The following is a 23552-nucleotide window of genomic DNA, read 5'->3' on the forward strand; positions in this document are numbered from 1 at the left end:
TCGGCTTAATTAGTCGCAAAGCGTAGCTATCCCGTAGGGAATAGCCCTTTTTAAAATTTCTTAACATTTCTCGACACGGGAGAAAACGTGAGTTACAGTCGTAGAGAACTTATCGCTCCGCAACATTGACAATAAATAACACATATTTCCAGCGGAAAACAGGCTAAAATTCATGAATTCTCCCGACAAAAAAGCCAGAGAACTCCGGCACAAAGAACAAGAACTGCGGAAGCGAGAACAAGAAATTCGGCTCCGCGAACTAGAAGCCGAAATCGACCGTTCCGTGCCAGAATATCTAACGAGCAAGTACCAAGAACCAGACAGCCAAGTTAACGGCAAACTCAAACAGTGGCGCAGAAAAATTATAGCAGCAGCTCAATTTACAGGCATTGTCATTGCTGTTATCGTTGCCGTTCGCATAGCATCTTGGCTGGCAGCAGCACTGATAGTTGGAGGCATTGCTTGGATCGCTTACAAAATGTTTATTGAAGAAGACAGAAGAAGTTGAAAAGCCCAAGCCGGAACATATCAGGAAACACCCATGAACCTTAAAGTCGAAACTAGCAACTTTCTCAACGATTTAGAGCGAGTAGCCGCCGTCCGCCGAGAAATTGCCACTCGCCTCAGCAACATCGCGACAGCAATCAACCAATCAGAATTAGCAGCAGCGGAAGCATCAGGAAAACTAGGTTTAGAAACCGACAGCGCCGACATCAATATCGCCAGCAAAAACTTACGTCAAGGAGTCTTTCGGCTGCTAGTTTTAGGCGACATGAAACGCGGCAAAAGCACTTTTCTCAATGCCTTAATCGGCGAAAACTTACTGCCCAGCGATGTAAATCCCTGTACAGCTTTGCTGACGATTTTGCGCTACGGTTCCGAAAAAAAAGTTACCGTTTATTTCAATGACGGCAAAAGCCCCAAACAGCTCGATTTTAAAAGTTTTAAACAGAACTACACAATTGACCCCGCTGAGGCAAAACGCCTAGAAGCAGAAAAGAAACCAGCATTTCCCGATATCGACTGCGCCGTAGTAGAATATCCCTTACCTTTGCTGGAAAAAGGCATAGAAATAGTAGACAGTCCCGGACTGAACGATACAGAAGCCCGGAATGAATTATCTCTCGGTTACATCAACAACTGCCACGCTATTTTGTTCGTACTCAGGGCTACTCAGCCTTGCACGATGGGTGAAAGACGCTATCTAGAAAATTACATCAAAAATCGCGGTTTGAGCATTTTCTTTCTGATTAATGCTTGGGATCAGGTGCGGGAAAGTTTGATCGATCCGGACGATCCTGAAGAATTAGCAGAAGCAGAAGGGAAACTGCGGCGGGTTTTTCAAGCTAATTTAGCTGAATATTGTTTAACAGAAGGACACGATATTTACGACGAGCGAGTGTTTGCAATTAGCTCAATTAAGGCGCTCAGGTTGCGGATCAAAAATCCGGATGCGGATTTGGCAGGAACTGGTTTTCCCGAGTTTTTGGCGGCACTGAATACGTTTTTGACGCAGGAAAGGGCGATTTCAGAATTGCGTCCGGCGAGGACTTTGGCGCGTCAAATTTCTGCTCGCGTCCGCGAAGCTGTTGGGCGCAGATTACCATTACTCGATCGCGATGTCAATGAGTTGAAAGAAAAGATTAATTCAGTTGAGCCGGAGTTTAAAAAGCTGACTCAGATTCGCGATGAATTTCAACAAGAAATTAGCGAAGTTAGAGATAGTAAATCGCGGGCGATCGCAGATTCTTTCCGCACCTACGTTCTGAAATTAGAAAATACCTTTGAAACAGACTTTTTGCGGTATCAACCGGAACTGAGATTTCTGGATTTCTTCAGCCAAGGCAAGCGAGAAGCTTTTGAAGCATCGCTCAGACAAGCATTAGAACAGTACATCAACGACAAACTAGCAGCTTGGACTCTCACGGCAGAACAACAGATGAATTCAGCATTTTCGCAGCTATCGCAAAGTGCGGCAAATTACGGAGCATCTTACACGAAAGTGACTGAAAAAATTACCGAAAAACTGACCGGACAAAAGATACCAGCAGCAGTCAGCAACTCGAAGGAAGATAACTCGCCAGCTTGGGCCAAATGGGCAATGGGATTGTTTTCGTTAACCAACGGAAATCTGGCAGGCGTAGCAATGGCAGGAGCGGGTTTTGATTGGAAAAATATCCTGCTGAATTTAATCGCTGTATTAAGCGTCAGTACGATTTTTGCTAGTGTTACGGGGATTGTTTTGGGGCCGCTGTACTTGGCTTTGTTGGGGATGGGTGTTGGGGTTTTGCAAGCAGACGGAGCTCGCAAAGAGTTGGTGAAAGCGGCGAAAAAAGAGCTAGTAAAATATCTGCCGCAGGTGGCTCAAGAGCAGTGGCAGCCGATTCACGATGCTGTGAAGGAGTGTTTTGATGTTTACGGGCGAGAAGTGGGCGATCGCATGAATGCTGATATTAATTCTCGGAAAGCAGAATTAGATAATTTGCTGGAACAAAAGGAATCTCGCGAGATTAATTGTCAGGCTGAATCTGAGCGTTTGAACAAATTGGATGCTGATGTTTCTGCCGAGTCGCAGAGTATTGAATCGCTATACCAAGGTTTCCTAGCCTCCGCTAACTGAAATAAAACAACAATATGCAGCAACCCGAAATTTATCAAAACCTGACCGACAATCTCAAATCAGCACTCGGTATTCTCGAACTGGATAAAAACTCCCAACTGTATCTCGATACCACCTCAATTTGCGACTATCTCGCCAAACCCACTTTTCAAATTGCTGTCTTTGGCCCGTTTAATTACGGCAAGTCAACTTTGCTCAATGCAATGCTGGGAAATCGTGCTTTGCCGATCGACCTTGTGCCCACTACAGGTGCTGCCATTTATGTCAACTACGGTGAGGAATTGCACGCAAAAATTACCCTGAAAGACGGCACGGAAATTAGCGAACCGGGGACTGATGTGTTGAAACGCTACGCCATCCTTGACGACGCGAGACAAATGCGGGATGATGTGGCCGCCGTGAATGTTTACTGTCCCCATCCATTCCTGCAAACCGGTGTGGAATTGCTGGATTTGCCGGGAACCAACGATCGCGAAGAACAGGATAATTTGGTTCGGGATAAATTGCTAACGGCTGATTTGGTTGTGCAGGTTTTAGATGCTCGCAAATTGATGACTTTAGGGGAACGCGAGAACTTGAGAGATTGGTTGAGCGATCGCCACATCAACACTGTAGTCTTTGTTGCCAATTTTCTCAATCTACTCGAACCAGACGAGCAAAAACAAGTTTACAATCGGTTGTTGTTTGTTGCCGAAAGTTTTCGCTCTAATCTACCGAACAATATCAGCAATATCTACCGCGTCGATGCTTTGCCGGCTTTGAGGGCGAGGCTGAAAGGAGATGTGGCGGCCGCCCAAACTACAGGAATTGCCGCGTTTGAATCGGCTTTGCAAAGTATTGTGGCAGCTCAACAGGAACAACTAGCAGTTAAGTTGCCAAGAATTGAAGCTATAGCTACTAAAATTTGCCAATCTCTCCGAGCGAAAGCTGAAACTGTCACCGCAGAAATAGCCGCAGCTCAAAAAAAGCACAAAGACAAAATTGAAATTAAACAAAAAGCTGAAAAACTGATATCAAAAGGCTTTCAAGCCAGCGTTTCCGACTTCGAGATTTGGCTTTACCAGCCCGCACTTTTGCAGCGGTATCAATCGGAAATGGCGCTGTCGCTTCAGGAAGGAAGTTTTGATGCGTGGAAGCTAAAATTTCAGCGAGAGGTCTTACATCAGCAGCAAACCATCGCAGAATGGGTAAATAAAGCTTGCGAATTCTTTGAGAAAGAACAGCCGATCGCACTTTTGATTTCGTTTCCTCCATCCCCGCAAGTCAGTTTACCGGAACCTCCGCCACCTCCAGCTCAAAAGTCGATCGACAGCGAAGTGGCTCCAGTGGCGATCGCCACCGGCTTAGGTTGGCTGTTGGGCGGGCCTGTGGGAGCTGCAGTAGTCGGCGGTGCTAGCTATATTTTGAATAAAAGAACTGGGAATGAAAAGCCGCCTGAATCGTCAGAAGCTTATCTAAATCAAGTAACGCAAATTTGCAGCGAGGCTGCTAAAAACTATCTCGCTCGCTTCAGTACCGATACTTTTTCCATGCTGCAACACTACAAGGAAATCGCCGGAAAAGTTATCTGTTTTGACAGCAAAGAGCCGCTACAGACCAATATTCAGCAATATCAGATACAGTTAATCAATAATTTGTTAGAAAATATCGAATCATCCCTTCAAATGACCAAATCTGTAATTAACGGCAAATGATCAGAACCGAATTTGCGGCTAGTATTAATTTTCAAAACACCCATTTTTTTGCTGAGTAGAAGGTGCGCGAGGGGAATATAAACCAGCGGCATAAACGTCGGCAAAGTTTGTTTTAAACACTTTGCATTAGGGCTTTTGTATTCGCGAACACAAGCCGAATTAGCAGTGAGTTATTCCTTTAGACAGTTCCATAACTCCAGCACCTCCGACCAAGGCTAGAGACAAGATGGCTTCTAGCTCTTTAGGATTATTTCTGTGACCTACTTTGAGAGAGGCTTTTTGCATCTGTTCCTCTAATACTGTGAGTAAGTCCTACTTATTTCTTAAAGGAGACATTTATGGGTATCACCAGACGCGATTTGTTAAAAGTAACTTCTGCTTCGGGTTTTGTTGCAGCAGGGCTGGCTGCTTCGGAAGGGTTTTTCAAACCTTTGTTAGCTCAAGATGAACCGACCCAAGTATATGCTGAAAGTGCAGTTGCCCAAGGTCAAACTCAAAGCGGCGAGATGAGTTACAGGACGCTGGGACGGACGGGAGAGCGAGTGTCTGCGATCGGCTTAGGGGGACATCATATCGGACGCATTCGAGAGGAGCAAGAAAGTATTAAGCTCATCCGCAGTGCGATCGATCGCGGCATCAATTTTATGGACAACTCCTGGGATTATCACAACGGGCGCAGCCACCGATGGATGGGACAAGCGCTGAAGGATGGCTATCGGCAAAAGGTCTTCCTGATGACAAAGATTGACGGTCGCACCAAAACCGCTGCCATGATGCAGATTGATGAGTCACTGAAGGCGTTGCAGACCGATCGCATCGACCTGATGCAGCATCACGAAATTATTCGGATGGAAGACCCCGATCGCATCTTTGCCCCCGGTGGGGCAATGGAGGCTGTGGTGGAAGCGCAGAAAGCGGGCAAGATTCGCTACATCGGGTTTACAGGACACAAAGACCCTTTGGTTCACCTGCGAGTGCTGGAAATTGCCGCTCAAAACAATTTCCGTTTCGACGCGGTACAGATGCCGCTGAACGTGATGGATGCTCATTTTAGAAGTTTTGAGCAACAAGTTCTTCCCGTGTTGGTAAAGAACCAAATCGGTGTGTTGGGGATGAAATCGATGGGCGACCCCTACGTGCTTAGAAGTAATACTGTCACCCCGATCGAATGTCTCCACTATGCGATGAATCTGCCTACTTCTGTTGTGATTACTGGCATTGATAGTACGCAACTCCTCGATCAAGCGTTTGAGGCCGCTCGCACGTTTAAGCCGATGGATCGAGAACAAGTTGCCGCGATGCTGACTCGCACACGCGCAGCGGCGGCAAAAGGGCAATACGAACTGTATAAAACTACCAACCAATTTGACAGTACCGCAATGAACCCATCCTGGCTAGGATAATTTGTTAGAAAATATCGCATCCTGCCTTCAAATGACCAAATCTGTAATTAACGGCAAATGATCCGAACCGACATTTCGGCCAGTACGAATCTTCAACACACCAATTTCTTTGCTGACTAGAAAGTGATCGATCGGAATATAAGCCAGCGGCATAAAAGTCGGCCAAGTTGGTAAAATGCCAAAGCCCGATCGCGCATTTCGCAGGTTTCCGGTTTTTACCATATTTTTGTAGAATGGCGACCACATTGTGGTATTTAAATCCCCAACCACAATCAGCGGATTTTTTACTTGGGCTGCATACTCGCCGATGGCTGCTAGCTGTTTATTGCGATTTATAAAACTCTGCTGTTTGATCGGCACAGTCGGATGAGCCAGAATCAGAGAAATGATTTTACCTTGAAATTTAACATCCACCGACAAACTTTTTCTTTGATTTGAAAAGGCTTTAACCGAAGAATTTTCTAAAGGCAGCTTGCTGTATATTGCACTGCCAAATCTCTCAGATTCTTGCTGGGTAGAAGAGTAAGGAAAAATCTCGCTTAAAACCGATAACTGTTTGGCCCAAGATGAGTTGACTTCTACAAAAACCGCGATATCAGGTTGTTCTGCTTTAACCAGCGATATCACCTCAGAATATCGCCGATTACTCCTTAAAACATTTGAATGCAAAATCCGCAAATTGTGTGCGGGAGTTGCTCCTGCCAATGCTGGCGCTGGAAAATACCAAGGAACAATTTCCGCCAAATTAATAATAATGCAAAATGCGCTCACCAGGAACCATCTTTTTTTTGAGCGCACCAGAGCGAAGAATATAAAAGTAGAGAAACCAACCAGCAGATATTGTAGTTTAAAATGAGAACTTAATTCAAAAAAAATGTTGAGTTTTCCTAAATAACCGACTATTGACAATACGGCATTTACAGTTGCTGCGATAATAAACCATTTTAAAATTACGTACTTTAAGCTAATATTTTTATTGGGGATGCTGTGCAGTACCGCCCATTTGAGCTTGATTTTAAGGTCGTTGGTAATCGGCAATTTATCAATTTCTTTTACCAGTTGTTCTGGCTGTTCCAACTCTCGCCGCTTTTGATAAAATCTCACCAGCAAGCTATCTACCACAAAATAACTAAAATAATTGGCAACAAATCCTGCAAATACCAACACACCTAAGCCGATCAGCATACCAAAGGAACCGCCGACTTTGACCAAACCCGACCAAACGGCTGCGTCACCTGTTTTACCTGTAGCTAATATGGCTAAAAATAGCATTAAACCAGGCAAGCCGAGCGTGATTGTGTTTCTGATGATAGAGTCCATTATACAATTTGAGATTTTAGATTGAGAATGAATCATGCAGTTTTTAGGGCAATGCACACCCCACCTATTGACTTAAGAGCGATTTTACAAAATCGGGCTAGTCCTTAAATTTCATAAATTTCTAACGGTAAGTTGTCGGGATCTCGGAAAAATGTAAATCGTTTTTCGGTAATCTCGTCAAGGCGAATTTTTTCTACTTCTACTTGTTTTGATTTTAAGTAAGCAACTGATGCTTCTATGTCTTCAACTGCAAAAGCTAAATGTCGCAAACCGCAAGCTTCAGGATTATTAACTCTTTCAGGAGGATGGGGAAATGAGAAAAGCTCGATAGTGTCGCCGTTTCCGACTTGCAAATCTAGTTTGTAAGAATTCCTCTCGGTTCGGAAAGTTTCTTTGATAATGGAACATCCCAATACTTCTACATAAAAATTTTTCGATGCTTCGTAATCCGAGCAAATAATCGCCACATGATGTATTGCCTTTATTTTCATATTACAAAAGTTAGTTATTTGCGTTTTTATGAGATGTTGCACCATTCTGAATAAGCTTTTTATGAACAGGCTTTCCGGCCTGTGAAGCGAGAAAATTCACTTTTTCTGGAACAGGCATCTTGCCTGTTCTTGAGAATGGTGCCAGATGTGAGGTTTTTTCAAATGCACAGCACGCTATTAACAATTATATTTGACGATCGCAGACTCTGCGAGAAACCCTGCTAAATTCAGCGCGAGTGGGCTTTATTTTCCCCCGCCCAAATCTTAACCAAAAAAATTCTGCAAAAAAAGTACCCTACCTTGATAAAATGAGAGTTTTGCAGTCAATCCCCCAATTTGCATCTCAGGAGACAAGCACTATGGCCCGCATGTATTACGACACCGACGCGAACCTAGACCTCTTAGCCAACAAAACGATTGCTATCATCGGCTACGGTTCCCAAGGACACGCCCACGCCCTCAACCTCAAAGACAGTGGCATGAATGTCGTTGTCGGTTTGTATCCCGGTAGCAAATCTGCCGCCAAAGCAACCGACGCGGGTTTAACAGTTCACCCGGTAGACAAAGCAGCCGCCGCCGCTGACTTCATCATGATTTTATTGCCCGATGAAGTTCAAAAAACTATTTACAAAGAACAAATTGAACCGAACCTTTCTGAAGGAAATGTTTTAGCATTTGCTCACGGTTTTAACATTCACTTCGGCCAAGTTGTTCCCCCTGCCAATGTAGACGTAGTAATGGTTGCCCCCAAAGGCCCCGGACACTTGGTACGCCGGACTTACGAACAAGGGGAAGGCGTTCCGAGTTTGTTTGCAGTATATCAAGATGCTTCCGGTCAAGCGCGCGATCGGGCAATGGCCTATGCTAAAGGTATCGGCGGCACCAGAGCCGGCATCCTGGAAACAACTTTCCGCGAAGAAACAGAAACGGATCTTTTTGGCGAACAAGTAGTTTTGTGCGGCGGTTTGAGCGCCTTAATTAAAGCTGGATTTGAAACTTTAGTTGACGCCGGATACCAACCGGAATTAGCTTATTTTGAATGTTTGCACGAAGTTAAACTTATCGTTGACTTAGTAGTAGAAGGAGGCCTCGCCAAAATGCGCGACAGCATCTCCAATACCGCAGAATACGGTGATTTAACTCGCGGCCCCCGCATCGTCACGGATCAAACCCGCGCCGAAATGCGCAAAATTCTCAGCGAAATTCAATCCGGTCAATTTGCCCGCGAATTCGTTCTGGAAAACCAAGCCGGCAAACCGGGCTTTACCTCCATGCGCCGTCAGGAAGCAGAACATCCTATTGAAGAAGTTGGTAAAGATTTGCGAGCTATGTTTAGCTGGTTGAAAAAGCACGCTTAATCAATTTTAGATTTTAGATTTTAGATTTTAGATGGGAGGGTCAATCTAAAACAGTCCTGGACGTATAACCTCTATCTGTAGGGTGTGCATTGCACACCTTACCGCTGGGAGGAAAATCTAAAATCTCAAGTTTAATCGATTTTAGATTTTAGATTTTAGATTTTAGATGGGAGGGTCAATCTAAAACAGTCCTGGACGCATAACCTCTATCTGTAGGGTGTGCAATGCACACCTTACCGCTGGGAGGAAAATCTAAAATCTCAAGTTTAATTGATTTGAGATTGAAGGAAAAATCTAAAATCTACAATCTCAAATCCTCATGTTTGGTTGGGCTTCGCTTAACCCAAGCTACAAGAAAATGGCTAGGTATTGTTAAAGAAACCGGGTTTCTTGCTGGTAGCTCAAAACTATGGGCTGGGACTAGGACTTTTTTGCAATTTATCAATATCCTGTTGCCTTTTCTCGTTGAAATCTCTAGGCCTCAACCAATCTGGCCACAACCCGACGAAGAACTTTCGACTTGCCACGCTAGTATCTCTTACAGGTTTGGGGAGAAAAGTTAAAGTATCACCGTAAAGGGTAAACAGGACTGCCAACAGAAGCAACAGCGGGATAAGATTTTTTTTAGGCATGGCAGTTTGGGAGTAGAGTTTGTGAAAGCAGTTTGTTATATTTTGCCCTTGCACGGACAAAAAATATCAGCAACGGCTCAAGAATAAAAATAGACCTCAGCAATCTCGGACACGGCCGTGCCGTTTCCCTACCCCAAAATCATCAATCTTCTTCGATGAAAGATGTAACCATCGCCCGATTAATTGTAGTCCAAGGGCACGGCGCGGTGTCCTGACTGTGGGTAATATCAATTCCGATGTCACCGGATTTGATATTGTATCATGTCCGATCGATTGACCGTAATATAACGGCCGGGGCGGGTTTTTGAGATTGGAGATTGTTGGCAGATATTGGCAGGTTTACCCGCCCCTACCTAATTTCGGGCGAAGCGGAGGGAATTGACCGGACATCATATTACTTAATGACTAATGAATAATGACTAATGAATAATGACTAATGACTAATCACTACTTATTTCCTTGAATGAAAGTTTGGATAACTGCATTAGTTTCAGGGGGAATTTCTGTTACCATCCGCACCGGTATTGCTGGTGTTGAAGCAAATTGCGCGTATTCTGGTGTAAGAAAAACAGCATATTTGTCAGCTTCGGCAGTTAGTTGAGCGGCCGTTGCCAAAGTTACAGCTTTAATATAATTGCGTATGCTAACAGCTTGGTCGCCCACAACTTCATCGCCGCTAATTACTGTGTTCGGCCTGCGAACTTGGTTTAAAGTTGTACTCGGATCTTTGACGCTTAAGTGGGTTCCTCCTACAAAACCGACTAGCCATTTGGGAGATGGAATTTTTGGGAATCCGGCAATTTGTTCGGCTAAGGCTGGAGTTGTTTTGTCCGCAGAAGATGCTACTATTAAGGTGGGAATCTTAATTTTACTTAAGCCACTTTCTCCAAATAATAATGATGCGATCGGATTCATGGCGATCGCCCTTTTAATCCTCGCATCCCGCAATTGATACCGTTCTTCGGGCAATCCGGCCGCCGCGCACTGAATGCCTTCACCCAAGCTGAACCCAATCAAATCCCCCTGACACCTTTGTTTGAGTCCGCTCAATTGCAGTTCGGCGCCGGCTAAGGACAAGGCTGTGGCGCCGCCAAATGAATAACCAATTATTACCGATCGGTCGATCGCGATTTTCCCCTGCAAATTATCATCAGTTTGGTTCAATTTTGTCAGTTCGTCGAGTACAAAACAGATGTCTTTGGGACGGTCTAAAAACTCTTGAGGAGCTAGCAAGGGACACTTCCCCGCGATCGCAGCATTGGTATTCGTTTCATTGCTGCCCGGATGTTCTAAAGCTGCTACCACATAGCCGTGAGACGCCAAATGCTCGGCTAAGTAGCGCAAATCCGTGCGGACGGAACCCAACCCGTGAGAAAAGACGATCGTCGGTTTGTCGGCTGTCGCAGCTTTCGACCAATACACGTCAACTGGAATAGGTCGATTGCGGGCGCTATCGTTCAAATCTAGTGCGAGTACCCGGACGGAATTAGGGCCTGCTTGGGTGGGATCGAAAGGCAGGTTAAACGCGGGTTTAACCGCTGCTAGCTGAGGCGCGATCGCCGCCATAAATCGCTGAGTTTGCCAAAAACTTGCGTTCATATTTCCCAAAACTGTGAAAGCTCGATCGAGATCCACCACTACCCGCGAACTCGGATAAGATTCAATGAAACTCAATACCGATAATCCTTCCGGCGCGTTTGCTCCCTGCACCAAAGCCGCTCGCAGCGCTTCCACACCCGCACCGTCGCGCCTGGGTATGACTGTAGTCAAATCGGTCAGGATGGCAGTGCCAATGCCCGTATTGAGCAAGTTGCTCAGGCCGACTGCATTTAAGGGAATTTTCGCTTGCAGCGCCCGAAAAATTTTACTCCGCTGTTCGTCAGACAGTAGATTGGCGTAGGCTTGCAGTCTTGCGGGGACTTTTCCTGTTTCTGCAAGTTCCCGCAAATCCGCAACCGATATTGACGATTCTAAAATACCTTTGCGGACAACAACCGTTTCTGCAGCTTTTACAGAGGATGTCGCGCCGCTGAAAGGATTAATCGAAATCGAACCCAAAACACTCGCCAGTGAAGAAAACCATCTGAAATTTTGTCTGATGCTCATTTTTACCTTATTGAACTATGAGGGGGTAGATCACCATATTCTCAAAATTCTCCCAGATACCGAGAAATTGTCCTAGATGCCGAGAAATTGCCTTCATCGGAGTGCGATCGTCAAGGCCTCTACGCATATTTACTTGTCGATCGCACATTCCGTACCTAAGTGCACTTCTTCTGCAGGTGCTAATGATGATGAGTTGAAGGATTTTTTAATACGCAGGTCAATCGATTTTCGATTTTCGATTTTCGATTTTCGATTGACTTGCGCGAGATAAATGCTCTTTCTTGAGGATTTTCGATTTTCGATTGATTCCACGGATAAATGACGTGGCGGGTACCACCTTTGAAATTCTCGGTCAAAAAATACAAACTTCGCGAGTGAAAAGAGCGTTCTAGTGTATTTGCCAACCTCGCAAAAGTGCGGAAATTTTGCCAGCCATTCTGTTGGAATAGCATTAAATATAAGACTTACACAATTGTCACAAATAGGGCTTAAATTTTAGGTATGTAGTTGCGCTTTAGCGCTCTTTCCTAAGCTAAGAAAGAGCGCTAAAGCGCAACTACATACCTTTGTTTAATTTGCCAGTTGGCTTTAGTCCTAAAATATTAACCGCAGATGAATGCTGATTCATAACATCATCGGCGGTTAAAATCTTCCTCAAGATACAGGAAAATAAACCACAAGCATCGAAATATTTGGGTGAGTTCTGGCGATCGCTTCCGGTTCCTTGAGAGTTCCCGGTTTTTCCCACAAATTTTGTTGCTGAGAAATTGTTGTTAAAATCAGCAAATCGTGTTCTAACAAATTCTGCGAAACTAGCTTGATAAAATTTCCCCGCACCCGATTTACTGGTATCTCAGAGAGAATTTCCACCTCCGCCGCACTTTTGTTGCTTTGTTCCCGTTTTGTCGCGACCAACAACACTTGCAAACTCGCCTTGAGTTCCTCGGCTAAACTCTTAGCAATATTCACGGTTTCCTGAAATCCAAACTGCGTCAACTCGCCCTCAGTTACCGCCAAAATAATTCTGGCTGTATTCTGGAGAGGATCGGGAAATCGAGCAATCAGTACGGGTACGGGCGATCGCCTTACCACATTGTCAATGATGCTGCCAAAAAAATTGTCGCGAGTCGTGGAAAATCCCTTCCAACCGCAAACTATTAAACTAGCCTCGCGTTCGGTTGCACTCCGCAGGATTCCGCGATCGATCGCATCATCTATCCTCGCGATCGGTTCAACCGCACAAGCAGCAGCATGGGCTACAGTTTCCGCAGCCGTCAAAAGTTGAGTTTGCTGCATTTTATCTGCGGGCGAAATTGCTTCGCCGCGATCGGACAAAATATGCAGCGGCAGCAAAGTTCCCTGAGATGTTTTTGCTAAAATTAAAGCCAAACGCAGCAAATTATCTTCCGTATTCGGATTAGCAACAGGCACTAAAACTCGTTCTCCCCATAAATGCTTTCCCGAAGTAGCAGCCGGCAAACTCGACCCCGGCTGCTGCATTTCTTGACCCCACCGAGATACAATCCAAGGAGAAGCGACACAAGTTACTAAAATCATGGCAATGATGCCGTTCACCGTGACGCGATCGACCAATTTAATGTCAAAAGCAACCGTAATCGCAGCCAAAGTAGAAGCAGCTTGAGCAACAGAAAGACCGAACATTACCATAATGCTGGGAAACTCAAAACGAAATAATTTCCCCGGAATCCAAGCTGCCAAAAACTTGCTCGCCACCTCAGCTAAAATCATCACCGCCGCCACCAACAAAGACTGCGGCTGCTTTACCAAAATTAGCGGGTCAATTAACATCCCCACAGAAATCAGAAAAAACGGGACAAACAGCGTATTGCCAATAAACTCAATCCGATTCATCAGGGGACTCATTTTGGGAATAAGTTGAGTAATGGCAATTCCCGATAAAAATGCACCAATAATTGCCTCAATTTCAATTAGTTCTGCTGCGTATGAAACTAGAAATAGGGTAGCCAATACAAATATAAATTCGGCATTTTCGTCGTGTCCGAATTTCTTAAAAAACCAGCGACCGATTTTGGGAACGCCCCACAAAGTACCAAAAGTGTAGATAGCCAGAGATGGAATGAGAAACAGCCAAAATTCGAGAGTGAGATTTCCTTTGAAAGCTTTGACAACAATTGCCAGCACCAACAGCCCCAACACATTCGTAATTAAAGTCCCGCCCAAAGTCGCAGTAATAGTCTGAGTTCGCATCAATCCCAATTTTGTCAGAATTGGCAGCGCTAAAAGCGTGTGCGTAGCAAAACAAGAAGCGACTAAAATTGAAGCCAGCCAGCTATATCCCAACAGCAGCATCGCTGCTGTCCCCAATATCATCGGTAGCGAAAAAGTAGCCATCCCAAATATGACAGCTTTGTCCGCATTGAGTTTGAGGTCGTCGAGGCTAGTTTCCAGTCCCGCTAGGAACATCAAAAACAGCAATCCTACAGTACCTAACAAAACAATAGTAGCGTCGCGTTGCAGCAAATTGAGACCGTTTGGCCCGACAATTACGCCAGCAATAATTAAACCCACTATTCCCGGCAGTCGCAAGCGCTCAAATAACAGCGGCGCAAGTAGCATGATTGCTAAAAGAACTAGAAAAACGGGAACGGGAGCGGTAATCGGACCGGAAGTTAACATAAATTTCACCCTAAATATTGGGAGCGAACTGCTACCATTTTTAAAAGAAAATAACCAAAATATCTATCAATCTAAAGAGGTATTCTCAATTAATTGCAGCGTAATTGGTAATGAGTAGGACTGGGCGGTAGCAACTCGGTTTATTGGTAAAATACGGGTTTAATGACTAGAAATTGGGTGGATCGCAAACTCCTCTAAAAAAAACTATATTTTTTCCTGGAGGCACAAAAAGCAGGTTAAGAGTCAAAATAACAGGTTGTGAGCGATCGACGTTAACGCCGAAACCTGGTTTTTTATCCTATTTGCGTCCACCATTATTTAGGTATCAAATGCAGGGGGACACATACCCATATCCCAAGATTGAGCTTGGCAAACTCGGTCTAATTCAGAAACCCCGTTTCTTATTAAAAAAACCTGGTTTTTCACGACAACAGACAATTTAAATGAGTTAGTCTTGGACGCGAAAAAACCAGGTTTCTACGCAACGTACTTAATCGTACCCTTACGGTAGCTAAGTATGTATTTGTTGTCAAGATTTGTCCATCTAATTTTCAATTATAGGCTAAGCTAGCGACACAATACTAGCTCGCTCGTAAGGCAATCTGTTTGTCGGCAAAACCTCCAGATTAATTTGCAACGAATCCAAAGCCGGATTTTCTGCTAGCAGCTTTTGCGTCAAACTCTTATTAAGAATTTCCCAGAAATCTGTTTCATTGGGATAATCAGTCAAGAAACTGTCGATGCTTTTGTAAATCGGCACAAAGTCGGGATACTCATCCTGCGTAATTCCTGGTTTGTACTGATATTTGACATCTATATTGAGGTTATTCAAGCCCTGGTGATCGATCGAGTAATTAGGAATCTTGAAATCCCAGGCTTCACCTAAGTTACCATCTTGAGTGCGAGTAACGGTACTGCTGCGCTCGTAAGGCAATCGGTTCGTCGGTAAAACATCCAAATTAACCGTCACAGAAGAAATTGCCGGGTTGTCCGCAAGCACTTTTTGGGTCAGATTTTTGTTGACAATTTCCCAAAAATCTGTTTCGTTCGGGTAGTTAACTAAAAAATTGTCAATGCTCTTGTAAATCGGCACAAAATCAGGATACTGATAATTTTGAATCCCATCTTTGTACTTATAATTTACATCAATATTCAGGTTGTTTAACCCTTGATGATTAATTGGGTAATTTGCCAATGTAAAATTCCATTTCTGCGTCAGTCGATCATCGGACGGAAAGAAAGCAATTCCTATTGGACGCTGTAGCTTGCTGTCGGGAGGGACAAAAATAGAACTGTTACTCGACCCAGGATTTCCCGATATTGGCAGCGGTTCGTCAGTCTTGCCATTATACCGCAAAATAGCGCCTGCAGCGTTAGCATTGGCGCGGTTGTCAAAGCCAACTGCAAACAAATTGCCGATCGGCGAAAAAGCCAAACTACCTACATAATTGCTACTGGGCGAAGTATCAGTATAATTGGTAGATAAAACTTTGACCAATTCCCCACTTTTTAAATTGTAGCGCCTGATATCGTTAGCAAAATCGCTGACATAAAGGTCGCCGTCAGCGGGCCCGATTGCCATTCCCAAAAGACTTGTAAATCCCTGACTGCGAGGCGAAGGATCGGGCGAAGCAAAGATACTTGACTGCCGGGTTTGCGGGTTGTAACGCAGCACCTGACTGGGGAAACTTGCGCTAAAATCTGGTTTACCATCGCGAGCAACACTCCCCTGCGTTGTCACGTACAAATTGCCGTCAGGAGCAAACAGTAAACCGTTCGGACCATTCAATCCTCCCGCTTGCTGATTTCCCGCAGCAAATACATCAATAAATTGTCCTGTTTTGCCGTTATATCGGAGAATTTGGTCGCTCAAAAAACTGCTGACATAAAAATTACCGTCAGGGCCAAAAGCTAAACCGTAAGGGCGAAACAATCCGCCAGTTTCATCGACCGCCGTGTTCGGATTATCGCCGACAAACTTGTCAATAAATGCGCCAGTAATTCCGTCATACCGCAATACCGCAGATGCTGTCGGTTCTCCCGAATTTCCGGGCTTTTCGCCGCTAGTAACGTAAATGTCCGACCGATCGTCGCCATTGCCATCTGGCCCAAAAACGATCGTATCTGGATTTGACAAACCGCCGCTTCCCGGTGAAATAAATTCGCCTAGAAAATTGCCGGTATTGCCGTCAAACCGAAGTACATTATTTCCCCTGCTATTGCCAACTAGGAAAGTTCCTTGAGGATTGCTGGGTTGAGTTCTAGTAACTTTGCTGGTGCGGCTGTAGGGCAAGTTTGCGCTTGGCAAAACGTTTAAATCTATTTTAATTGCCGCCAAGGCCGGATTTTCGTTGAGGATATTTTGAGTCAAGTTTTTATTGAGAATTTCCCAAAAATCTGTTTCGTTAGGATATGTGGTTAAAAACTTATCAATGCTATTGTATGTTTGCACGTAATCGGGATATTCAGTGGAAGCGATTCCCGGCTTATACTGGTAATTGACATCGAGATTGAGCGTGTTTAATCCTTGGTGAGTGATTGCGTAGTCTTTTAAGGAAAAATTCGCATCTTCTTTGATTTGACCGGAACGACTGCGGAAAACTGTACTTGCTAGATCGTAGGGCAATATATCCGTTGGTAAAACTTCAATTTGAATCGTAACATCTGTCAGTACCGGATTTTCATTAAGTATCTTTTCCGTCAAATTTTTGTTAACAATTTCCCAAAAATCTGTTTCGTTCGGGTAGTTAACTAGGAAGTTATCAATACTTTGGTAAATTGGCACAAAATCGGGATATTCGTTCTGGGTAATTCCCGGTTTTAATCCGTAACCAACTTTGAGGTTTAGGGTGTTTAAACCTTGGTGCTCGATGGTGTAATCTTTAAAATTGAAAGCCCAGTTTTCATCAGGAAATAGGGAAGAAGTTTGGGATAGGGTGAGTTCTGACCCGCCACCACTATCGCCAACAGCAAAATCCATCCCTGTCAGTTCGTCTCTCTGAACTTGAGGGGAGACAGCGGTCTGGGATTTTATACTACTATCAACTTTAAGATTGTCGCCTCCTGACGGTTGGAGACCGAAGTCGGTGAATGGCTCAAAAAGGTCGTTAGCGAAGCCCTCGTAGAGGATCGCGCTACCAGTCGCAGCGGCAGCCCAATCGGATTGTTGAGTCAAATCGTAGCTGGTATCAAATAAATCACTGGTATCGCCGACGGCAATTTGGCCGCTCCGATTTGAGCGATCGAAATTATTGAATAAGTCTAGTATTGCCGCTGAAACACCCACAACATTTCTCGGAATCTGATTTTCTTCAAACAGTCCTGCTGTGTTAAACATAACCTATTTTTTTAGATACACCCGCCATCTGGAAGGAATTTGAAAAATTATACCCTTTTTTCTAAAAAAGTCAAGTACCTTAAAAAGTGTTTTATAGTAGTTGACCAAAATTAAACTTACCAAAATTAAACCGGAAATTTGTCCCCTTTCTCAATCCTCTCGTTTGCCGTTGCATCAGTATTGTTCAAATGCCAAACAGTCAACAGTCAATAGAAATTTCTGCGAAAAACCGGATTTCTAGTTCCCCGCGCACAAATCCTGATTTGGCATACCCCTAAAAAAGGAATACGTGCTTTTATCCCTTGCTCTTCCCTATTTAAAATCTAAAACCGGGAAAGGTTTCGCAGCTTCCATCTGCGCCGCTAAAGCAATTAAAGTTGCTTCCGCCGCCGGTCGCCCGATAATTTGAATTCCCACGGGCAAACCGTTGTTATCTAAAATGGCAGGAAGTGCGATCGCAGGCAAGCCGCTAGCATTAAACGGCGGACAAGGAGCAATCCAATTAATGATCCGCTGCAAAGTTTCTTCAAAACTCAAATCCGCCCACTCCCCAACCCGGATTGGCGAGTGCATATAAGTGGGCAAAACTAACACATCAAATTTTTCAAAGAATCCCACAATCCGCCGTGAAATCACCTGCATTTGATTCACCGCCCGCAAATATTCCCCAGCCGAAACAGTTCTTTCTAACAGCCATCGATTCATCGGTTCCAAAGCAGGGCCTGGAATGCCGCTTGCCGCCGCCCCAGACTGCCAAATTGCCGTAAACGGTTCGATTAAACCCGTAAAATCCGGGCATCCAGGTTCGACATCGTGACCCAAATCTGTCAATAATTTTACTGTTTCGAGTACCGCTTGCTGACAGGTAGCCGAAGCCTCGCCCACAGGGGAAATAGTCGTAGAAAAAGCGATTCGCAGTTTGCCCGACTCTTGACGGGAAGCCTCTAGAAACGTCGGATTTGCATCGGGTAGCCAGTACGGATCGCCTGTTGTGTAGCCTGACATCACGTCCAAAAGTGCTGCGGCGTCAGCTACAGTGCGCGCCAGGGGGCCGTTGGCAGAAATGCCGCTGAGGTAATCTCCGACAGGTGCCCAGGAAACTCGCCCCCGCGAGGGTTTAATGCCCACTAAACCGCAGCAGGAAGCCGGGCCTCGAATCGAACCGCCGCCGTCTGAACCTTGGGCGATCGCGCACAAACCCGCTGCTACAGCGGCCGCTGAACCTCCGCTGGAACCTCCGGGCGTATAGTCTAAATTCCAGGGATTGCGCGCGGGCGGGAAACCTTCGGGTTCGGTGTAAGGTAATGAGCCAATTTGAGAGGTGGCTGTTTTGCCGAGAATGTTAAATCCCGCTGCTTTGATCCGCCATACTACTGACTCGTCGTAGGCAGATATCTTGCCCAGCAAAGCCTGAGTCCCGTAGGTACAGGGAACGCCGGTAACTGGTGTCAAGTCTTTAATGGCGATGGGTACTCCGAAAAAAGGTGGCAATTCCTGTGATTTGTTTAACCTAGCTAGTTGTTCGGTTTGAGATTGTGCTAGGGCGATCGCCCGATCGGCCGTTACTGTAAAATAACTGCCAAGCTCAGGGTTTAATCGCTCAATCCGTTCCAAGTACAGATTGACAATTTCTAAAGGCGACACCTCTAGGGCGCGAATCGACTCCGCCAACTCTATAGCTGGAGTAAAAGCCCGATCGACAGAATTCATCGGTTTAAGTCCTTTATAGTTGGATCAAAGTATCAATTTATACTACTTGCCTGCGTAAAACTCTTTCCGTTAAAAAATTTATCCAAAAATGTGGGAAATCCATATTTGGTTGTAGAGCGAGAGTGAGCGCATCCTCCTATTGGCAGAATATTTGCTTTGTATTGCACCAGCAGAACCCGATCTTGCGGTAGACTGAGGAGAACAGTTAAGCTTTTGTGCAAGAGACGCACAATGGCGATCGGCATTGTCTAAACTTCCACAAATCATCTGTTCGAGTCAGCCTTCTCACCAATTTAAGGTAGCGCATATGACACAACAGCATCCGCCAGCTCCTCGCCCGCCCGTACCCGGAGCTCCCCCGCCACCAGGAATGCCCCGTCCTCCAGCTCCCGGGATGCCGCCCAGAGCAGCAGGAATGCCACCAGCACCGCCGCCGGCACCAGCCCCGCCCCCCGCAGCCGCGCCCAAATCCTTCGCCACACCTAAAAACCCGAGCTTTAGCAGCGGCGGATCTCCGACTTTGAAAGAGCTAGTCCTCCGAGCCAAAGATGAAGGAGTATCCGACCTTCACCTCGGAGTAAACGAAGTTCCCCGCTTCCGCACCCGGGGCGAGATTGCCGACATCGGCTATCCACCGACGGATTTAGATACGTTTTTTGGCTGGTTGCACGAGTGCATGAGCGATGAAGAAATTGAAATTTTCCAAAAAACCTTAGATTTTGACGGCGCTTTCGACTTCGGGTTCGTCCGCATTCGGATCAGTTGCATGGACTCCTTGGCCGGCCCGGCAATGGTGCTGCGGCTAATTCCTTCCAAAATAATGACACTGGAGGAATTGAAGCTGCCGGAGGTCTTTAAGAAAATATGCGGCTACCACAAAGGGCTGATTTTGGTGACGGGTCCGACAGGTTCGGGTAAGTCTACCACCTTGGCAGCGATGATCGACTACATCAATAAGACTAAAGCCTACAATATCATCACGATCGAAGACCCGGTAGAATTCGTACACGAAAGCAAAAAATCCTTGATCAAGCACCGGGAAGTCGGCAGGCACACCCTCAAGTTTATGAACGCTCTCAAAGGCGCTCTGCGGCAAGACCCGGACATGATGCTAGTAGGAGAAATTCGGGACAGAGAGACGGTGGAAATCGCCCTCAAAGCCTCTCAGACAGGTCACTTAGTTGCAGGAACCCTGCACACCAACAGTGCGATTAAAACCCTGAACCGGATTCTGGATATGTTCGGGCCCGAAGAACAGGAAGCCATACGGGTTTCCATTTCCGAATCCCTAGTGGCGATTATTGCTCAACTGCTGTGCAAAACCACAGACGGGAAGCGGGCTGCTTTCCACGACGTTTTGATCAATACCGACGTGGTTAAGGAATACATTCTGAAAGGTCAGAATGAGGAAATCAATCAAATTATGATTAAAGATACTTATGAAGGCATGACGACGATGAATAAGTCGCTCTACGGCCTTTATCAAGAAGGTCGGATTACCGAAGACCTTTGTGTGGAGAACTCGCCGTTCCCTAACGAAATGGCTCAGATGCTGCGAGGCCGAGTCTAAAGGTCGAGTGTTAACAGTTAAAAGTTAACTTTTAACTGTTAACTTTTAACTTTTATTGGTGTACTTCATTGAAAGTCGATCGCCCGATTTTGCCAGAATTTTTCAAAGGCATTGCGCTGTTTACACCAGGGGGAGACTTAATCTATTGTATAGACTCCCGCAAGCAAACTCAGTGGCACTTGCAGTTGTGCGTAGCTCTACAGGAGATACTGGGTTTGTCGGAACCGCCGCATTTTCTAATTCCTTGCTATACGGCAACCGTTGACTGCTGGCTCGATCGGAACGATCGGCAGTTGCGGGTTGCTGCCGAGGCATACCCCCCGGTGCTGCGACATCAAACGCTGCTAAACGCCATTTTTGGAACTGGCGACTTGGTTTGGCATCCCCGCAGCGAAGAAATGTGCGAACCGATGGCGATCGCTATTTATCACCAACAATTCCCCGAACTTTGGGAAAATCACGAATTAATTGTACAGTATGCCAGTCCCCAAGATCGATCGGACTCGATCGGTTCGATCGTATCTCCCTCATCCTTCCCGCAATCGCACCCGCAATCGCAGCAGACTCCGCTTCCCAAACAAACAGCACTCACCCCACCGCCACAAACTCAAGGGTACGTTTTGCGCCTCTTTGTTTCCGGCAGCAATCCCAGCACCGAACGCACCCTCGAAACTTTACACCAGTTCTTAGAGAAAAGCCTCGATCGTCCCTACACTTTGAAAGTAATTGATGTTTTGAAACATCCAGAACAAGCTGAGGCAGATCAGATTTCAGCAACTCCTACTTTGATTAAAATCTGGCCGAAACCCGTGCGGCGAATTGTCGGCGAATTGAACGATGATGAAAAAATAATGCGGCTGCTAACCTATTCAGAATTTTAGATTTGGGCGAAGATTTTTGCGATTATTTAATACTGGCGATCGCCGGTTGACTCGCCATTGAATTAACAACATAGTCCTGGACGCGCGATCGTTTGGAAACCAGTTTTTTTTACGAAAAGACGCATCGGGGCCCAGATTCGGTAAAAAACCCGGTTTCACCAGCCCCGATGCGGTTTAGGGAGTCGTGGACTCAGGCTTCTCAAAAACACCCGGTTTCTCGCGGTCGCGATCGAGCGTACAAGCTAATCCGTATTTAAATTGTATGGTAAAAGAAACTTTCACTCTTGTGGAGCGGGCAGGATATCCGCCCTCAACATACAATTTAAATGCAGTACAGCTTCTGACCAAATTACCTGAAGAAATCGGTTTTTTGCGTCCAGGACTGTTAGGTTAACTTACTTTGCTGAAAAATTTCGGTAAGGTGCGCCAATACGTACATCCTTCCAAAATTGTGAAGTAGCAGAACTGAAGGCAGAAGTTTCTCGACTTAAAGAGGAACTGGATGCGGCACAAAAAGTGATTGCCGACTTACATCAGTAAAACCAGGCTCTTCGACAAAAGGTGTTAACTCCAGAAAAATGCGATGCTTTTTGAATGAAAGTTTTCAGGTTACTGAATTTCCTTGACTAGCCGTGAATTCCAAGGACACCAGTACAAACCTGGTAAAAATGCTCCACCCGCTTCATCAAGGTGGTCTTCGACGTACCCAATATTAGCATCACAAACTTCTATCGCGAAGCTAAAGAAGCCGATAGACGCTGGATCTAATTGATAGCTCCATTTTGAATTGTAGGGAGCAGGTCTTTTTATAATTCTTCCCATTACATGGGTTTCATCTTTCTGGGTTCCATTGAGTATATTCCGGGCTTGTTGGATCTTACTCTCATCAGTGAGCTCAATAACGAATTGATCGGGGGCGGGTGGGGTTTCCAAGACAAATCTGGCAGGTGCAGCCGCGTATGATGGAGCACTAAAGCTGATACCCAGCATACCAACAAGAGCCAATACAGTTAGTCCTCGACGTATGAGAGAAGTTAGTTTTTGAAATAGATTCATGGTAAAAACCTCTTTACTTGCCAAAACAAATCCTACCACTGTGCTGCAGTGATTATTACTGCACCTCACATTCCGCACCCTCAACTGTCACATCGAAGGAAAAGAGCTTTAAATAGTTACTAAGTAAGGGTTTTAGGCTTTCACAGACAAATCCCTCGATCGCTCCGTTATTCTCAATAGCTAACAATTTTTAAGAATAAATTGGAGTAATGATTCGTACAACCCCCATTGTTTTGTTCCTAAAAAACAGTGTGACAGTTCAGGGTGCGAAATGTGGATCAGAAACTGGTTTTTTTTACGGAAAGACGCCTTGTAGACAGCAGATTCAGTAAAAAACCCGGTTTCACCGGCCCCGGTGCGATTTAGGCCCACTTGCGGCTCCTCCACTGTCACAATCGGTTTTTGCGTAATTTGGTGAACCTAAATAGTCACTTTTTATATATAAAAGTCGTAATTGGACTGGCATCGCCAGTTCAATTTCGCCAAACTCCGAAAATTCGTAGTGTGACACTTGGCTGGTGCGGAATGTGGGTTTAGCCAGTCCTGGACGCAGGCTTCTCAAAAAAACTCGCTCGATGGTTGTCGCGATCGATCGTATATGACCAAATTACTTGAATCAACCGCGTTTTTGCGTCCAAGACTGTTATACCATTTTTCTAAAGATGTGCTAGAGATAAAGAATGTAAGATCCAAGACCATCCTGTGAGAAAACCAAT

15 protein-coding genes are annotated in these 23552 nt (G+C 45.3%); 7 read left to right on the top strand and 8 right to left on the bottom strand.

The genetic code is table 11. The features are described 5' to 3' along the window. Positions 1-172: 172 nt before the first annotated feature. From QUA80_RS24150 to QUA80_RS24160, 3 genes are read left to right on the top strand one after another with little or no spacing between them, the layout of a single operon-like run. Positions 173-508 carry a hypothetical protein gene (locus QUA80_RS24150; protein ID WP_333427549.1) on the top strand — a complete coding sequence of 112 codons (336 nt, stop codon included), beginning with the start codon at positions 173-175 and terminating at the stop codon, positions 506-508. Between the two features lie 33 nt (positions 509-541). Continuing rightward, positions 542-2620 carry a dynamin family protein gene (locus QUA80_RS24155; RefSeq protein WP_333427550.1) on the top strand — a complete coding sequence of 693 codons (2079 nt, stop codon included), beginning with the start codon at positions 542-544 and terminating at the stop codon, positions 2618-2620. Positions 2621-2634: 14 nt separating this feature from the next. Further along, on the top strand, positions 2635-4314 hold the full coding sequence (locus QUA80_RS24160) for a dynamin family protein (protein WP_333427551.1): 1680 nt from the start codon (positions 2635-2637) through the stop codon (positions 4312-4314). A 159-nt stretch (positions 4315-4473) separates the two neighbouring features. Here QUA80_RS24160 and QUA80_RS24165 read toward each other — a convergent pair whose 3' ends face one another. Next, on the bottom strand, positions 4474-4599 hold the full coding sequence (locus QUA80_RS24165; protein WP_333427552.1) for a hypothetical protein: 126 nt from the start codon (positions 4597-4599) through the stop codon (positions 4474-4476). A 53-nt stretch (positions 4600-4652) separates the two neighbouring features. On the opposite strand from QUA80_RS24165, the gene QUA80_RS24170 reads away from it, so the two are divergent. Continuing rightward, the gene (locus tag QUA80_RS24170; protein WP_333427553.1) at positions 4653-5717 is read left to right on the top strand and encodes an aldo/keto reductase; all 1065 of its coding nucleotides are present in this window, start codon (positions 4653-4655) and stop codon (positions 5715-5717) included. 27 nt (positions 5718-5744) lie between these two features. Here the strand turns inward: QUA80_RS24170 and QUA80_RS24175 are convergent, their stop codons facing one another. Continuing rightward, a complete protein-coding gene (locus tag QUA80_RS24175) occupies positions 5745-7037 on the bottom strand; it encodes an endonuclease/exonuclease/phosphatase family protein (protein ID WP_333427554.1) in 1293 nt (430 codons plus the stop codon). Between the two features lie 104 nt (positions 7038-7141). Next, positions 7142-7528: an SMU1112c/YaeR family gloxylase I-like metalloprotein gene (gene gloA2, locus QUA80_RS24180; protein ID WP_333427555.1), complete on the bottom strand. Its 387-nt coding sequence runs from the start codon at positions 7526-7528 to the stop codon at positions 7142-7144. A 359-nt stretch (positions 7529-7887) separates the two neighbouring features. Here gloA2 and ilvC point away from each other — a divergent pair, with 359 nt between their 5' ends. Then, positions 7888-8886, top strand: a complete 999-nt coding sequence (gene ilvC / locus QUA80_RS24185) for a ketol-acid reductoisomerase (RefSeq protein WP_246276732.1) — start codon at positions 7888-7890, stop codon at positions 8884-8886. 1079 nt (positions 8887-9965) lie between these two features. Here the strand turns inward: ilvC and QUA80_RS24190 are convergent. The 4 genes from QUA80_RS24190 to QUA80_RS24205 form a co-directional block, all read right to left on the bottom strand. After that, the gene (locus QUA80_RS24190) at positions 9966-11624 is read right to left on the bottom strand and encodes an alpha/beta hydrolase (RefSeq protein ID WP_333427556.1); all 1659 of its coding nucleotides are present in this window, start codon (positions 11622-11624) and stop codon (positions 9966-9968) included. A gap of 654 nt (positions 11625-12278) precedes the next feature. Continuing rightward, positions 12279-14282, bottom strand: a complete 2004-nt coding sequence (locus QUA80_RS24195) for a cation:proton antiporter domain-containing protein (protein WP_333427557.1) — start codon at positions 14280-14282, stop codon at positions 12279-12281. 562 nt (positions 14283-14844) lie between these two features. Then, complete coding sequence (locus tag QUA80_RS24200) at positions 14845-17619, bottom strand: NHL repeat-containing protein (protein ID WP_333427558.1); 2775 nt, start codon at positions 17617-17619, stop codon at positions 14845-14847. Positions 17620-17931: 312 nt separating this feature from the next. Continuing rightward, positions 17932-19329 carry an amidase gene (locus QUA80_RS24205; RefSeq protein WP_333427559.1) on the bottom strand — a complete coding sequence of 466 codons (1398 nt, stop codon included), beginning with the start codon at positions 19327-19329 and terminating at the stop codon, positions 17932-17934. 307 nt (positions 19330-19636) lie between these two features. On the opposite strand from QUA80_RS24205, the gene QUA80_RS24210 reads away from it, so the two are divergent. Together QUA80_RS24210 and QUA80_RS24215 are read left to right on the top strand one after the other, a co-directional pair. Next, positions 19637-20899: a type IV pilus twitching motility protein PilT gene (locus QUA80_RS24210; protein ID WP_333427560.1), complete on the top strand. Its 1263-nt coding sequence runs from the start codon at positions 19637-19639 to the stop codon at positions 20897-20899. 68 nt (positions 20900-20967) lie between these two features. Next, entirely contained in the window at positions 20968-21780 is an 813-nt protein-coding gene (locus tag QUA80_RS24215; RefSeq protein WP_333427561.1) for a circadian clock KaiB family protein, read from the top strand. Between the two features lie 609 nt (positions 21781-22389). On the opposite strand, the gene QUA80_RS24220 is transcribed toward QUA80_RS24215, so the two are convergent. Continuing rightward, complete coding sequence (locus QUA80_RS24220) at positions 22390-22875, bottom strand: BP74-related protein (RefSeq protein ID WP_333427562.1); 486 nt, start codon at positions 22873-22875, stop codon at positions 22390-22392. Positions 22876-23552 lie beyond the last annotated feature (677 nt).

It is taken from the genome of Microcoleus sp. F4-D5 (assembly GCF_036704885.1).
Classification (GTDB): domain Bacteria; phylum Cyanobacteriota; class Cyanobacteriia; order Cyanobacteriales; family Microcoleaceae; genus Microcoleus.

What these genes read in the sequence shown, in the direction of transcription:
- QUA80_RS24155 (WP_333427550.1), top strand. Translation starts at nt 542, where the DNA reads ATGAACCTTAAAGTCGAAACTAGCAACTTTCTCAACGATTTAGAGCGA.
- ilvC (WP_246276732.1), top strand. Translation starts at nt 7,888, where the DNA reads ATGGCCCGCATGTATTACGACACCGACGCGAACCTAGACCTCTTAGCC.
- QUA80_RS24170 (WP_333427553.1), top strand. Translation starts at nt 4,653, where the DNA reads ATGGGTATCACCAGACGCGATTTGTTAAAAGTAACTTCTGCTTCGGGT.
- QUA80_RS24205 (WP_333427559.1), bottom strand. Translation starts at nt 19,329, where the DNA reads ATGAATTCTGTCGATCGGGCTTTTACTCCAGCTATAGAGTTGGCGGAG.
- QUA80_RS24200 (WP_333427558.1), bottom strand. Translation starts at nt 17,619, where the DNA reads ATGTTTAACACAGCAGGACTGTTTGAAGAAAATCAGATTCCGAGAAAT.
- QUA80_RS24190 (WP_333427556.1), bottom strand. Translation starts at nt 11,624, where the DNA reads ATGAGCATCAGACAAAATTTCAGATGGTTTTCTTCACTGGCGAGTGTT.
- QUA80_RS24160 (WP_333427551.1), top strand. Translation starts at nt 2,635, where the DNA reads ATGCAGCAACCCGAAATTTATCAAAACCTGACCGACAATCTCAAATCA.
- QUA80_RS24175 (WP_333427554.1), bottom strand. Translation starts at nt 7,037, where the DNA reads ATGGACTCTATCATCAGAAACACAATCACGCTCGGCTTGCCTGGTTTA.
- QUA80_RS24210 (WP_333427560.1), top strand. Translation starts at nt 19,637, where the DNA reads ATGACACAACAGCATCCGCCAGCTCCTCGCCCGCCCGTACCCGGAGCT.
- QUA80_RS24195 (WP_333427557.1), bottom strand. Translation starts at nt 14,282, where the DNA reads ATGTTAACTTCCGGTCCGATTACCGCTCCCGTTCCCGTTTTTCTAGTT.
- gloA2 (WP_333427555.1), bottom strand. Translation starts at nt 7,528, where the DNA reads ATGAAAATAAAGGCAATACATCATGTGGCGATTATTTGCTCGGATTAC.
- QUA80_RS24165 (WP_333427552.1), bottom strand. Translation starts at nt 4,599, where the DNA reads ATGCAAAAAGCCTCTCTCAAAGTAGGTCACAGAAATAATCCTAAAGAG.
- QUA80_RS24150 (WP_333427549.1), top strand. Translation starts at nt 173, where the DNA reads ATGAATTCTCCCGACAAAAAAGCCAGAGAACTCCGGCACAAAGAACAA.